This window comes from Pseudomonas agarici, assembly GCF_001543125.1.
Lineage (GTDB): Bacteria > Pseudomonadota > Gammaproteobacteria > Pseudomonadales > Pseudomonadaceae > Aquipseudomonas > Aquipseudomonas agarici.
Map to the genome: position 1 here is coordinate 1,251,478 of NZ_CP014135.1, position 13,593 is coordinate 1,265,070.

Genomic DNA, 13,593 nt, shown 5'->3' on the forward strand with positions numbered 1-13,593 from the left:
AAGGTAAATTGCCGGTAAAGGCGCTTTGCTTGAAACCTCCGAGTGCTTATCTTTCAGCCTCCTAAGGAAGAAGCGCTCGCACAATGGTTGATCACTCCATGCAATCCTCTGCTCCTCGCAATTCCCGTCGCTGGCTATTCGGCCTGCTGACCCTGCTGATCATCGCGGCGCTGTGCTGGCATTTCTGGCCCGCCGGGGACCATAAGGCCGAACGCCAACCTGTTGGGCGTACCGGCAAGAGCGGCATGATGCGCCCCGGTTTCGGTGCTTCGGCGGGGCCGGTACCGGTGCGCGTAGCGCCGGTCACCGTTGGCGATTTCCCACTTTACTACAAGGCACTGGGCACGGTGACCGCGCTCAACACGGTCAATGTGCGCTCGCAGGTAGCGGGGCAACTGGTCAAGATTTATTTCCAGGAAGGACAAATGGTCAAGGCCGGCGATGTGCTGGCCGAGATCGACCCGCGCAACTACCAAAGTGCCTTGCTGCAGGCCCAGGGCACCTTGTTGCAGAGCCAGGCGCAACTGAAAAATGCCCAGGTCGACCTGCAACGCTATCGCGGGTTGTATGCCGAGGACAGTATCGCCAAGCAGACCCTGGATACCGCCGAAGCCACGGTGCTGCAGTACCAGGGCATGGTCAAGAACAACCAGGGGGCGGTCGATGCCGCCAAGTTGAACCTGGAGTTCACCAAGGTCCGCGCACCGATTGCCGGGCGCCTGGGCCTGCGCCAACTGGATGTCGGCAACCTGCTGGCGGCGAACGATAGTCAAGCGCTGGCGGTGATCACCCAGACCCAACCGATCAGCGTGGCGTTCACCTTGCCGGAAAATAACCTGGCCGTCGTCTTGCCGCGTTTTCGCAGCGGCGCGCACCTGCCTGCCGAGGCCTGGGATCGCAGTGACGTGAAGCTGCAAGCTACCGGGGTGTTGCAGAGCCTGGACAATCAGATCGATATCACCACTGGCACCCTAAAGTTCAAGGCGCTCTACGAGAACAAGGAACAGACCCTGTTTCCCAACCAGTTCGTCAATGTGCGCCTGCTTGCCGATACCCTGAAGAACGTAGTGCTGGCACCGAGCGCGGCGATCCAGTTCGGCAACGACGGCACCTTTGTCTACGCCATGGACGGTGACAAGAAGGTCAAGATCCGCCCACTGAAAGTCGGCGCCAGCGACGGCAACGTCACGGTGATCACCGAAGGGCTCGGCGCCGGCGACCGCGTCGTGCTCGAAGGTACCGACCGTCTCAAGGACGGCGGCGAGGTGGAAGTGGTCAACGACAGCCAGGACGTGCCGAGCACGCCGACCGAACACCTGCACGGCGCGAAATCGCAGAGCGACGACGCTTCGGCGGATATTAAGGCGAAAAAGGTCGGCGCATGAATCTCTCGCGGCTGTTTATCCTTCGCCCGGTAGCGACCACCCTGAGCATGTTGGCGATTGTCCTGGCCGGAGTGATCGCCTACCGGCTGCTGCCGGTCTCGGCGCTGCCGCAGGTCGACTACCCGACGATTCGCGTTATGACCCTGTACCCAGGCGCCAGCCCGGATGTGATGACCAGTGCGGTGACCGCGCCGCTGGAACGTCAGTTCGGGCAGATGCCGGGGTTGATCCAGATGGCGTCCACCAGTTCCGGTGGTGCGTCCGTGCTGACCCTGCGCTTCAACCTGGACATCAACATGGATGTCGCCGAGCAGCAGGTCCAGGCGGCGATCAATGCCGCGACTAACCTGCTGCCCAAGGACCTGCCGGCACCGCCGGTGTACAACAAGGTCAACCCGGCGGACACCCCGGTGCTGACCCTGGCGATCACCTCCAAGACCATGCTGCTGCCCAAGCTCAATGACTTGGTCGACACTCGCATGGCGCAGAAGATCGCCCAGATCAGTGGTGTCGGCATGGTCAGCATTGCCGGCGGCCAGCGCCAGGCGGTACGGATCAAGGTCAACCCCGAGGCTCTGGCGGCCAACGGCCTGAACCTGTCCGATGTGCGCACCTTGATCGGCGCCTCCAACGTCAACCAGCCCAAGGGCAACTTCGACGGCCCCACCCGGGTGTCGATGCTCGATGCCAACGACCAGTTGCGCTCGCCCAAGGAATACGCCGAGTTGATCCTCGCCTACAAGGATGGCGCACCGTTGCGCCTGAAGGATGTGGCGCAGATCGTCGATGGTGCCGAAAACGAACGCCTGGCGGCCTGGGCCAACGAAAACCAGGCGGTGCTGGTCAATATCCAGCGCCAGCCGGGAGCCAACGTGATCGAAGTGGTCGACCGGATCAAGGCGTTGTTGCCGAGCATCACCGACAACCTGCCGGCCGGTATCGATGTCACTGTACTCACCGACCGCACCCAGACCATTCGCGCCTCGGTCACCGATGTACAGCACGAGCTGCTGATCGCCATTGCTCTGGTGGTGATGGTGACGTTCCTGTTTCTACGCCGGGCCAGTGCCACCATCATTCCCTCGGTGGCCGTGCCGCTGTCGTTGGTCGGAACTTTTGGCGTGATGTACCTGGCGGGCTTTTCGGTCAACAACCTGACCCTGATGGCCCTGACCATTGCCACCGGCTTTGTGGTCGACGATGCGATTGTGATGTTGGAGAACATCTCGCGCTTTATCGAGGAGGGCGATAGCCCGATGCAGGCGGCACTCAAAGGCGCCAGGCAGATCGGTTTCACCCTGGTGTCATTGACGCTGTCGCTGATCGCGGTGCTGATTCCGCTGCTGTTCATGGCCGATGTGGTGGGGCGCTTGTTTCGCGAATTCGCCATCACCTTGGCAGTGGCGATCCTGATTTCCCTGGTGGTGTCCCTGACCCTGACCCCGATGATGTGCGCACGCCTGCTCAAGCGTGAGCCCAAGGAAGCAGAGCAGGGGCGTTTCTACCGTGCGAGCGGGGCCTGGATCGACTGGTTGATCGCGTCCTACGGGCGCAAGTTGCAATGGGTACTCAAGCACCAACCGCTGACCCTGCTGGTTGCCGTCGGCACACTCGCCCTGACGGTACTCCTCTACCTGGCGGTGCCCAAGGGCTTTTTCCCGGTGCAGGACACTGGGGTGATCCAGGGCATTTCCGAGGCGCCGCAGTCGGTGTCGTTCGCGGCCATGAGCCAACGCCAGCAGGCGTTAGCCAAGGTGATCCTCAACGATCCGGCGGTACAAAGCCTGTCGTCCTATATCGGCGTCGACGGCGACAACGCCACCCTCAATAGCGGGCGCCTGCTGATCAACCTCAAGCCCCATCGCGAGCGCGACCTGAGTGCCGCGCAGGTGATCGCCCGCTTGCAGCCCGAGTTGGACAAGCAGGTGGGGATTCGCCTGTACATGCAGCCGGTGCAGGATCTGACCATCGAGGACCGGGTCAGCCGCACCCAGTACCAATTCAGCATGTCCTCGCCGGATGCCGACCTGTTGGCCGAATGGAGCCACAGGCTGGTCGAGGCTCTGGCCCAGCGCCCGGAACTGACCGATGTCGCCAGCGATTTGCAGGACAAAGGCCTGCAAGTGTACCTGACGATCGACCGGGACGCCGCGTCGCGGCTCGGGGTGTCGGTCGCCAATATCACCGATGCGTTGTACGACAGCTTTGGCCAACGGCAGATTTCCACCATCTACACCCAGGCCAGTCAGTATCGCGTGGTGCTCCAGGCGCAGTCGGGAGAGAAGATCGGTCCGGCGGCTCTGGATCAGATCCATGTGAAGACCAGCGACGGCGGCCAGGTACGTCTGTCGAGCCTGGCTCGCGTCGAGGAGCGCCAGGCGCAATTGGCGATTACCCATATTGGCCAGTTCCCGGCGGTGATGATGTCGTTCAACCTGGCACCGGGCATCGCCCTGGGCAAGGGCGTCGAAATCATCGACCAGGTGAAGCAGGACATCGGTATGCCGGTGGGCGTGCAGACCCAGTTTCAGGGCGCCGCCGAAGCTTTCCAGGCGTCGCTTTCGAGCACCTTGCTACTGATCCTGGCAGCAGTAGTGACTATGTATATCGTGCTCGGCGTGCTCTACGAGAGCTACATCCATCCGATCACCATCCTCTCGACCTTGCCATCGGCGGCGGTCGGCGCCTTGCTGGCGCTGATCCTGACGGGCAATGACCTGGGCATGATCGCCATCATCGGGATCATATTGCTGATCGGCATCGTCAAGAAAAACGCGATCATGATGATCGACTTCGCCCTCGACGCCGAGCGCAACCAAGGCATGCTGCCCGAGCAGGCGATTTACCAGGCGGCGCTGTTGCGCTTCCGGCCTATCCTGATGACCACTCTGGCGGCGTTGTTCGGTGCCGTGCCACTGATGCTGGCGACCGGCTCCGGCGCTGAGCTGCGCCAACCCTTGGGCCTGGTGATGGTCGGCGGGCTGTTGGTCAGCCAAGTGCTGACGCTGTTCACCACGCCGGTGATCTACCTGTTCTTCGACCGTCTCGGACAGCGTTGGGGCCGCCATCCGAGTCGCCTGGAACAGGCGGATACATGAACCTTTCCGGCCCCTTTATCCGCCGGCCGGTGGCGACCCTGCTGCTGAGCCTGGCCATTGTCCTGCTCGGCGGCGTCAGCTTCGGTCTGTTGCCCGTGTCGCCATTGCCGCAGATGGATTTCCCGGTGATCGTGGTCCAGGCCAGTCTGCCCGGAGCGAGTCCGGAAGTCATGGCTTCGACCGTCGCCACGCCGCTGGAGCGCTCGTTCGGCGTGATCCCCGGCGTCAACACCATGAGCAGCCGGTCCAGTCAGGGCTCGACCCGGGTGATCCTGCAATTCGATCTCGACCGTGATATCAACGGCGCGGCGCGGGAGGTCCAAGCGGCCATCAACGCCTCGCGCAACCTGCTGCCCAGCGGTATGCGCAGCATGCCGACCTACAAGAAGGTCAATCCATCCCAAGCGCCGATCATGGTGCTATCGCTGACCTCCGATGTGTTGCAGAAGGGTCAGCTTTACGACCTGGCCTCGACCATCCTGTCCCAGAGCCTGTCTCAGGTGCCAGGGGTGGGGGAGGTGCAGATTGGCGGCAGCTCGCTGCCGGCGGTGCGCATCGAGCTCGAACCTCAGGCCCTGAACCAGTATGGCGTGGCCCTGGACGAAGTGCGGAACGCCATCGCCAACGCCAACGTGCGCCGACCCAAGGGTTCGCTGGAGGACGCCCAGCGTAACTGGCAGATACAGGCCAACGACCAGTTGGAGAAGGCCAAGGACTACGAGCCACTGATTATCCATTACCAGGATGGCGCGGCATTGCGTCTGGGCGATGTGGCGAAGATCAACGACAGCGTCGAGGACCGTTACAACAGCGGTTTTTTCAACAACGACGCAGCCGTGCTGTTGGTGATCAATCGTCAGGCTGGGGCCAACATCATCCAGACGGTCAACGCGATCAAGACCCAACTGCCGGCTCTGCAGGCGGTGCTACCGGCCAGCGTCAAGCTGAACCTGGCCATGGACCGTTCGCCGGTGATCAAGGCAACTCTGCATGAAGCCGAGATGACCTTGCTGATTGCCGTGGTCCTGGTGGTCCTGGTGGTCTATCTGTTCCTCGGCAATTGGCGCGCCTCATTGATTCCGACCCTGGCGGTGCCGGTGTCGTTGGTGGGCACTTTCGCCATCATGTATCTCTACGGATTCTCCCTGAACAATCTGTCGCTGATGGCGCTGATCCTCGCCACCGGCCTGGTGGTGGACGATGCAATCGTGGTGCTGGAGAACATTTCCCGGCACATCGACGCTGGCCTCGCGCCGCTGAAGGCGGCGTACCTGGGGGCTAAGGAAGTCGGCTTTACCTTGCTGTCGATGAACGTGTCGCTGGTGGCGGTGTTCCTCTCGATCCTGTTCATGGGCGGGATCATCGAGAGTCTGTTCCGCGAGTTTTCCATTACCCTGGCGGCTTCCATTGTTGTTTCGCTGCTGGTCTCCCTGACCCTGACCCCGATGCTCTGTGCCCGCTGGCTCAAACCCCATGCCCAGGGGCGGCGCACGCGCTTGCAGCGCTGGAGCGAGAACGTCAACGAGCGGATGATCGCCAGTTATGCCGTCAGCCTGGACTGGGTGTTGCGCCATCGGCGCCTGACCTTGCTCAGCCTGTTCGTCACCATTGGGGTCAATATAGCCCTGTACGTGGTGGTACCGAAAACCTTTATGCCACAGCAAGACACCGGGCAGTTGATCGGTTTTGTGCGCGGCGATGACGGCCTGTCATTCGGCATTATGCAGCCGAAAATGGAAATCTTCCGCAAAGCAGTCCTGGCCGATCCAGCGGTGGAGAGCGTGGCCGGCTTCATCGGTGGCAACAGCGGCACTAACAACGCCCTCATGCTGGTGCGACTCAAGCCGATCAAGGCGCGTGGTGTCTCGGCGCAGAAGGTGATCGAGCGCCTGCGCAACGAAATGCCCAAGGTTCCCGGTGCGCGCCTGATGCTGATGGCCGACCAGGACCTGCAGTTCGGTGGTGGTCGTGAACAGACCACCTCACAGTACTCCTATATCTTGCAAAGCGACGACCTGGCGGCCTTGCGCGAGTGGTATCCGAAGGTGGTCGCCGCCTTCAGGTCTTTGCCGGAACTCACCGCCATCGACGCCCGCGAAGGTCGTGGCGCCCAACAGACCACCCTGGTGGTCGACCGCGACACCGCCAAGCGCCTGGGCGTCGACATGAACATGGTCACGGCGGTACTGAACAATGCCTATAGCCAGCGCCAGATCTCTACCATCTATGACAGTCTGAACCAGTATCAGGTGGTGATGGAGGTCAACCCGAAATATGCCCAAGACCCGCAAACTCTGGACCAGGTCAAGGTGATCGGCAGCGATGGGCAGCGCATACCGCTTTCGGCCATCGCCCATTACGAAAACAGCCTGCAGGACGACCGGGTCGACCATGAGGGCCAGTTTGCCTCGCAAAGCCTGTCGTTCGACATGGCGCCTGGGGTGACGGTGGAGCAGGGCACCGCAGCGATTGAGCGGGCGGTCGCCAAGGTCGGCCTGCCGGAGTCTGTGATTGCCAAAATGGCCGGGACCAGCAACGCCTTCGCTGCAACCCAGAAAAGCCAGCCGTTCATGATTCTCGGAGCGCTGGTGGCGGTCTACCTGGTGTTGGGGATTCTCTACGAGAGCTACATCCATCCGTTGACCATTCTCTCCACCTTGCCGTCGGCGGGTGTCGGCGCCTTGCTCAGTATCTATCTGCTGGGGGGCGAGTTCAGCTTGATTTCCCTGCTCGGGTTGTTCCTGCTGATCGGTGTCGTAAAGAAAAACGCGATTCTGATGATCGATCTGGCCCTGCAACTGGAGCGGCATTCGGGACTTGCGCCCCTGGCCTCGATCCGCGAAGCCTGCCTGCTGCGCCTGCGCCCGATCCTGATGACCACGTTGGCGGCGATCCTCGGCGCCTTGCCGTTGCTGCTCAGCAGCGCCGAAGGTGCGGAAATGCGCCAGCCATTGGGCTTGACCATTATTGGCGGGCTGATCTTCAGCCAGATCCTGACGCTCTATACCACTCCGGTGGTTTACCTTTATCTCGACCGGCTGCGCCACCGCTTTAACGCCTGGCGCGGTGTACGTACCGATGGTGCTCTGGAAACTCCGCTATGACTGACCGTTCACACTGCAACGCGCCCGTACCGGCAGCCCTACGCCTTGAGACGGCCCGTGGCTCGCGCCTGCTGACTCTGGCCTTGGCCGGGCTGTTGCTCAGCGCTTGTGCTGTTGGCCCGGACTACCGGCGCCCGGATGCCCAGACCCCGGAGCAATACAAGGAGGCGTCCGGTTGGCGCCAGGCTCAACCCAGCGATTCGCTGGCTCGTGGCGCCTGGTGGGAGCTGTATGGCGACCGCACGCTCAACGACCTGGTGGCGAAACTCAACAGCAGCAACCAGACGGTGGCCCAGTCCGAAGCGCAGTTTCGCCAGGCCCAGGCCCTGGTGCGCAGCTCGCGCGGCGCATTCTTTCCGAGTGTCGACCTGAGTGCCGGCAAGACTCGCTCCAGCCAAGGCAGCGGTAGTAGCACCTCAAGCCTGAGCAGTTCGTCGAGCGGGATACGTGATACCTACAACACTCAGCTTGGGGTCAGTTGGGAGGCCGATATTTGGGGCAAGTTGCGCCGTGGCCTGGAAGCCGATCAGGCCAGCGCCCAGGCGAGCTTTGCCGATCTGGCGGCCATGCGCTTAAGCCAGCAATCGGAGCTGGTGCAGAATTACCTGCAGTTGCGAGTGATCGATGAGCAGAAGCGTCTGCTCGAAGCCACGGTCATGGCTTACGAGCGCTCCTTGAAAACCACCGAGAACCAATACCGTTTTGGGGTTTCCGGCAGGGCGGCCATTGCCCAGGCGCAAACGCAACTGAAAAGTACCCAGGGTGATCTGATTGACCTGATCTGGCAGCGTGCCCAATTCGAAAACGCAATTGCCGTACTCACCGGTCAACCACCGGCGCAATTCACCCTGGTGACCACCCAGGATATTCCGGCGTTGCCCCAGATTCCGCTGAGTCTGCCATCGCAGTTGCTGGAGCGGCGTCCCGATATTGCCTCGGCGGAGCGTTCGGTGATTTCCGCCAATGCCAAGATCGGTGTGGCGAAATCGGCGTACTACCCGGACCTGAGCCTGAGCCTGTCCGGCGGTTACAGCAGCAGTACCTATGCCAATTGGATCAGCCTGCCGAACCGATTCTGGTCGGTGGGGCCTAAACTGGCGATGACTCTGTTCGACGGCGGGCAGCGCTCGGCGGAAGTCGACCGTACCGAGGCGGTGTATGACCAGACCGTCGCGAAATACCGCCAGACCGTGCTCGACGGCTTCCGCGAGGTGGAAAACTACCTGGTGCAGCTCAAGGTCATGGAGGACGAAGCAGCAGTCCGCCAGCAGGCACTGGATGCAGCCCGTGAGTCACTGCGGCTGACCGATAACCAGTACAAGGCCGGACTGATTGCCTACCTGGATGTGGTCACGGTGCAGACCACCGCCCTGAGCAATGAGCGCAGCGTACTGAGCCTGCTGCAAAGCCGCTTGATCGCCAGCGTGCAGTTGATTGCGGCGCTCGGTGGCGGCTGGGACGGCAATACGGATCCGAGTGCTGCCCGGTAGCTCAGGCGGACATGGTCCACGGCTGTAAGTCGTAGCCTTTTTTACTCAATTCGGCACGGGCCTGTTCCAACAGTAATTTCAGTTGCTTCGGGTCCGAGTAGTCGCTGCAGGATATCTGCTGGCGGCCAATGCTGTTATTAGTGCGATCGATCACCGTCAGGCTCAGGTCGCCTTTGTCTTGTGCCGTCCAGGCTACGCATTGGAAGGGTTTGAATGCGTTGCCGGCCATCAGGAGTGCTTCGTTGAAACGGAGCGGGGCGTTCATGGGGTCTTCTCTCAAAGTGGCCCGATAATCATGCTGCAAGCCGTCGGTTGGGCGTACCGTCGCGGCTGGTTATATATACTGATGTCCGCTAAGTGGTATCAGGTCACATGGTAAATAAAGTTTTTTCATTTTTGTTTATATAGTTCGTTAACGCACTATTGTGCGACTGGGAATAGAAAATTGTGGCCTCGGTCATGTGTACCATCAGCCGTGGCTGAACAAGCTAATAATCAAACGATGCAAGTAGGCGTCAAGTTATTGCAGGTGCGACGATCTGGTTTTACAAGCTGCTGTTTTTAATGGTATTTTTTAGCTCAAGTGGTGGCGAGTAACCTTGCAGCAAACTGCGCCTCCCAGAAGTCTCCTGGTCGTCGACTCTGCAGACCACGGTTATCGGTTGCGTCCCTGCGCCCTGGTTTGCCCATCGTCGGCTGATTGCCTCGCTTTCCCTCAGGTCTCCAGCAGTTGCCCGACAGCCGCCATGAGCTGTTGGCGTCGTTGTTGCCAATCACCGTCGACTACCTGGACTGCCTGCCGATGTGCTGTCAGCCACGCCAGGCTGGCGGCAAAAAAAGCACGACGCTCGTTCAGGTTCGGCTGGCAGCGTTGGCCGTCGTCGGTCCAGCCCACCCCGTCGGGGCTGAGCAACAGATGCAGGTCATACTGTCGGACCAGCAGTGCCGGTTCGAGCCACGCCGGGCAATCGCCGAACAAGGTCTGGCTCCAGAGGATATTGCTCAGCAGGTGCGTGTCGAGAATCAGTAGTGACGGCTGGCGGGCGCGGGCTTCGTCCTCCCAAGCCAGTTGACCGCGAGCGATCTCGGTGATATCGGCCAGGCAGGTGTCGCGCCCGTGTTGGTCGATGAAGTGACGTACATACTCACCCACCAACAGGCCGCCAAAGCGTGCCTGCAACTCGCCCGACAGCCAGCTTTTGCCGCTGGACTCGGGGCCGGTCAGCACCACTACCTTCATGTTTGCGGCGCCGAGTCGGCTCGCCATGCCTGCCAGCCCTGTACAGCCAGCAGGGTGAACAAGGCATAGAGAGCCGCGGTCAGGTACAGGTCCTTATAGATAAACAGGCCGACAAAAATCACATCGACAGCGACCCACAGCGGCCAGCACTGGATACGCTTCTGCGCCATCCAAACTTGCGCCACCAGGCTGAAGGCGGTCAGGGCGGCATCCAGCCAGGGTTGGGCGGCGTCGGTCCAATGAGCCATGGCGGCGCCCAGCAGCAGGCTGCCCAAGGCACCGGCGGCGAGTCCCGTGAGCAAGGGTCGCAAGCCAAGGGTCGTGACCTTTCGGCCATGGCGGACGGTGCCGCCGTAAGTCCATTGCCACCAGCCATAGAGCTGCAGTACGGCGTAAACCACTTGCAGCAGCATGTCCGAATAGAGCTTGACGTCGAAGAAGATCCAGCTATAAAGCAGCACCATGACCAGGCCGATCGGCCAGCACCAGGGGTTTTGCTTGACTGTCAGCCAGACAGCGATCACGCCGAGCGCGGCGCCAACCAGTTCAAGCCCGGACATGGAGTTTCCTTTGAATCGAAAAAGAAGGGGCGGATTGTAACCAGACTGTCTCAGGGAGAGGAGTGGGTTGATTGCTCCTTGTGGCTTGCTTATGACTATATCGAGGCAGCGATAAACAAATATGTCTGATAGGATTTCGGCCCGAAATCGCCAAACCTGATTGATGTTTGATTTTTCAGGCATTTTTCATGGTTTGGCGACAGGTGGTGAGGCCGCTTCGATGCGAGATGACGCCAGGGGCGAGCCGCGGCTTTTGAATTTTATAAGGGCCCGCAGGGGCGGGCCGTGAGGGGGAATGATGGATCTTTGGAGCGCCGCGCAGGCGTTGATACTGGGTATTGTCGAGGGTTTGACCGAGTTTCTGCCGATTTCCAGCACTGGACATCAGATCATCGTGGCGGATCTACTCAATTTTGGTGGTGAAAGGGCAATTGCTTTCAATATCATCATTCAGCTCGCGGCGATCCTGGCGGTTGTCTGGGAGTTTCGCGAGAAAATTTTCACTGTGATACGGGATCTGCCGACCCAGCGCACGGCACAACGCTTCACCGTCAACCTGTTGGTGGCGTTCATGCCGGCGGTGATTCTCGGGGTGTTGTTCAAGGATCTCATCGCCACTTACCTGTTCAACCCGATTACCGTTGCCACAGCGCTGGTGGTCGGTGGCCTGGTCATCCTCTGGGCCGAGCGCCGGGAGCATGTGGTGCGTGCCGAGAGCGTCGATGAGATCAACTGGAAAGATGCCTTGAAAGTCGGCTTCGCCCAGTGCCTGGCGATGATTCCCGGTACCTCGCGCTCCGGGGCGACTATCATCGGTGGCTTATTGTTTGGCCTGTCGCGCAAGACCGCTACCGAGTTCTCGTTCTTCCTGGCGATGCCGACCATGGTCGCCGCCGCGGTGTACTCCGGCTACGGCTTTCGCCATCAGTTCCAAATGGCCGATCTGCCGGTGTTTGCCGTGGGCTTCGTGACATCCTTTGTGTTCGCGATGATCGCCGTCCGTGGCCTGCTGAAATTCATCGCCAGTCACAGCTATGCGGCGTTCGCTTGGTATCGGATCGTGTTTGGCCTGGTGATTCTGGCCACTTGGCAGTTCGGCTGGATCGACTGGTCGAGCGAAGGATGACGGGGCCGGGTAACCCGTGACGCAACTGGCCAACGCCCGTTGGCCAGTTGCAGCCCCCCAGGCTCAAACTCAAGTTTGGGTATTGCTTTGCGGGCTATCACGCTACCGCACCAGGTGTTTTGGATCGCTCCGTTGTTTCTCGGCACCGGTTTGGCTCGCCTGTCCTTTCTATAGCAGCAGGCCCACCTGCATGCGCTTGGGCAGCCTGCCGACCACCAGTTGATGAGAGCGCTTGAGCAGCATCTGCAGTTCGCCGGCGCCCAGCGGGTAGGGCGCCGTCATGGTGATCCAATAGGCCCGGGCCAGATAGGGGGCGGGGCGGATTCCCGGACGATCGATATGACCGAGGAACAGCTCTTTGTCGACCTTGAACGACAGGGTGTCGCCGCTCAGGTTGAGCAGGGCGAACATCTTGGTCTCGGCAATGGAAAATACCTGCACGCCGTTCCACTTGTCGTCCTCCCTGGCACCTGGCAGATCAAGGCAGAAACGCGCAATTGCTGCCGGGTTCATCGTGGATCCTTTCACAGTGTCCTGTCCCCACATCCGTTGAATACTTCGGCCAGGTGATCGATCCAGGCCCGCACGGCCGGTAATACTCCGCGTCGATGGGGATAGACCGTCTGCAGCCAGCCGCCGGGTAACGACCATTCGGGCAGAATCCGCACAAAGGTACCGTTGGCCAGCTCCTGTTCGCAGTACAACATGGGCAGCACGGTAAAGCCCAGCCCTGCGAGCGCGCAGGCCTTGCGCACGACAAAATCGTCCACCCCCAGCCGGGCCTCGAGGATCAATTCGCGTTTCTGGTCACGCTCGTCCCGCAGGCTCAGGTGGACCAGTCGATCCGCCTCCAGGGCGCCGAGGATCGGTGCGTCCTTGAGATCGTCGAGGCTGTTGATCGGGTGTTCTTGCAAGAAAGCCGGCGTAGCTAGCATGAAGGTCTGCGCCCGGCGTAGCCGCCGGGTGACGAGCAACGGATCTTCGTCGCCGTGCTCGCGAACCCGCAGAGCGACATCGATGCCCTCGGCGACCAGGTCGACACGACGGTTGACCATCAGCACCTCAAGCTGGACCAGCGGATGCGCGGCCAGGAAGCTGGAAATCACCCAGGGCATGAATTCCTGGGCCAGTCCCACCGGACACGACACCCGCAATCGCCCACGCGGTTCGCTGGACATGCTGGCCACGGCCTCATCGGCCATTTCCGCCTCCAACAACATTGCCTGGCAATGGCGCAGGTAACGTTCGCCGACAGCGGTCAGTTTCAATTGCCGCGTGGTGCGCTGCAACAACCTCGTACCGAGGCGCTCCTCCAGTTCGGCGATACGCCGCGACAGGCGCGACTTGGGAACCCCCAGCAAACGCCCGGCGGCGGCGAAGCCACCGGCTTCCACCACCTTGGCGAAGTAGTAGAGATGGCCTGTTTTCCTAGAGGCACCACCAATCAAAAAACCTTTTATTGATAAGTATCAGAGCATTAGGTTGATAATGAAATTGACGACTCGTCAAAAAAAATCAGAATTGAGCGGCTACGATCCTGGCTGAGCCTAGTCTAGAAACTCCATTTATCCAGCACCCCAAGGTCGTGAG

The 13,593-nt window shown here is 60.7% G+C and carries 10 protein-coding genes; 5 read left to right on the forward strand and 5 right to left on the reverse strand.

Annotation, left to right across the window (positions count from 1 at the left end):
- Positions 1–83: 83 nt before the first annotated feature.
- The 4 genes from AWM79_RS05515 to AWM79_RS05530 are packed head-to-tail and all read left to right on the forward strand — an operon-like array spanning position 84 to position 9,077.
- A complete protein-coding gene (locus tag AWM79_RS05515) occupies positions 84–1,385 on the forward strand; it encodes an MdtA/MuxA family multidrug efflux RND transporter periplasmic adaptor subunit (RefSeq protein WP_026013168.1) in 1,302 nt (433 codons plus the stop codon).
- The gene (locus AWM79_RS05520) at positions 1,382–4,483 is read left to right on the forward strand and encodes an MdtB/MuxB family multidrug efflux RND transporter permease subunit (protein WP_017131883.1); all 3,102 of its coding nucleotides are present in this window, start codon (positions 1,382–1,384) and stop codon (positions 4,481–4,483) included. The genes AWM79_RS05515 and AWM79_RS05520 overlap by 4 nt, the downstream gene beginning before the upstream one ends.
- Positions 4,480–7,587: an efflux RND transporter permease subunit gene (locus AWM79_RS05525; RefSeq protein ID WP_060782341.1), complete on the forward strand. Its 3,108-nt coding sequence runs from the start codon at positions 4,480–4,482 to the stop codon at positions 7,585–7,587. Before AWM79_RS05520 ends, AWM79_RS05525 begins: the two co-directional genes overlap by 4 nt.
- A complete protein-coding gene (locus tag AWM79_RS05530) occupies positions 7,584–9,077 on the forward strand; it encodes an efflux transporter outer membrane subunit (protein WP_060782342.1) in 1,494 nt (497 codons plus the stop codon). The genes AWM79_RS05525 and AWM79_RS05530 overlap by 4 nt, the downstream gene beginning before the upstream one ends.
- Before the next feature lies 1 nt (position 9,078).
- Here AWM79_RS05530 and AWM79_RS05535 read toward each other — a convergent pair whose 3' ends face one another.
- From AWM79_RS05535 to pnuC, 3 genes are all read right to left on the reverse strand, one after another.
- On the reverse strand, positions 9,079–9,342 hold the full coding sequence (locus tag AWM79_RS05535; protein WP_017131880.1) for a hypothetical protein: 264 nt from the start codon (positions 9,340–9,342) through the stop codon (positions 9,079–9,081).
- Positions 9,343–9,792: 450 nt separating this feature from the next.
- Positions 9,793–10,317 carry an AAA family ATPase gene (locus tag AWM79_RS05540; RefSeq protein ID WP_060782343.1) on the reverse strand — a complete coding sequence of 175 codons (525 nt, stop codon included), beginning with the start codon at positions 10,315–10,317 and terminating at the stop codon, positions 9,793–9,795.
- Positions 10,314–10,877, reverse strand: coding sequence for a nicotinamide riboside transporter PnuC (gene pnuC, locus AWM79_RS05545; protein WP_060782344.1), 564 nt, complete (start codon positions 10,875–10,877; stop codon positions 10,314–10,316). Before pnuC ends, AWM79_RS05540 begins: the two co-directional genes overlap by 4 nt.
- Before the next feature lie 298 nt (positions 10,878–11,175).
- Here pnuC and AWM79_RS05550 point away from each other — a divergent pair, with 298 nt between their 5' ends.
- Positions 11,176–12,003 carry an undecaprenyl-diphosphate phosphatase gene (locus AWM79_RS05550; protein ID WP_060783940.1) on the forward strand — a complete coding sequence of 276 codons (828 nt, stop codon included), beginning with the start codon at positions 11,176–11,178 and terminating at the stop codon, positions 12,001–12,003.
- A gap of 168 nt (positions 12,004–12,171) precedes the next feature.
- Here the strand turns inward: AWM79_RS05550 and AWM79_RS05555 are convergent, their stop codons facing one another.
- Both AWM79_RS05555 and AWM79_RS05560 read right to left on the reverse strand, forming a co-directional pair.
- Positions 12,172–12,516, reverse strand: coding sequence for an MmcQ/YjbR family DNA-binding protein (locus tag AWM79_RS05555; protein WP_060782345.1), 345 nt, complete (start codon positions 12,514–12,516; stop codon positions 12,172–12,174).
- A gap of 11 nt (positions 12,517–12,527) precedes the next feature.
- Complete coding sequence (locus tag AWM79_RS05560) at positions 12,528–13,448, reverse strand: LysR substrate-binding domain-containing protein (RefSeq protein ID WP_060783941.1); 921 nt, start codon at positions 13,446–13,448, stop codon at positions 12,528–12,530.
- Positions 13,449–13,593: the final 145 nt, after the last annotated feature.

What these genes read in the sequence shown, in the direction of transcription:
- pnuC (WP_060782344.1), bottom strand. Translation starts at nt 10,877, where the DNA reads ATGTCCGGGCTTGAACTGGTTGGCGCCGCGCTCGGCGTGATCGCTGTC.
- AWM79_RS05525 (WP_060782341.1), top strand. Translation starts at nt 4,480, where the DNA reads ATGAACCTTTCCGGCCCCTTTATCCGCCGGCCGGTGGCGACCCTGCTG.
- AWM79_RS05515 (WP_026013168.1), top strand. Translation starts at nt 84, where the DNA reads ATGGTTGATCACTCCATGCAATCCTCTGCTCCTCGCAATTCCCGTCGC.
- AWM79_RS05530 (WP_060782342.1), top strand. Translation starts at nt 7,584, where the DNA reads ATGACTGACCGTTCACACTGCAACGCGCCCGTACCGGCAGCCCTACGC.
- AWM79_RS05535 (WP_017131880.1), bottom strand. Translation starts at nt 9,342, where the DNA reads ATGAACGCCCCGCTCCGTTTCAACGAAGCACTCCTGATGGCCGGCAAC.
- AWM79_RS05540 (WP_060782343.1), bottom strand. Translation starts at nt 10,317, where the DNA reads ATGAAGGTAGTGGTGCTGACCGGCCCCGAGTCCAGCGGCAAAAGCTGG.
- AWM79_RS05555 (WP_060782345.1), bottom strand. Translation starts at nt 12,516, where the DNA reads ATGAACCCGGCAGCAATTGCGCGTTTCTGCCTTGATCTGCCAGGTGCC.
- AWM79_RS05550 (WP_060783940.1), top strand. Translation starts at nt 11,176, where the DNA reads ATGGATCTTTGGAGCGCCGCGCAGGCGTTGATACTGGGTATTGTCGAG.
- AWM79_RS05520 (WP_017131883.1), top strand. Translation starts at nt 1,382, where the DNA reads ATGAATCTCTCGCGGCTGTTTATCCTTCGCCCGGTAGCGACCACCCTG.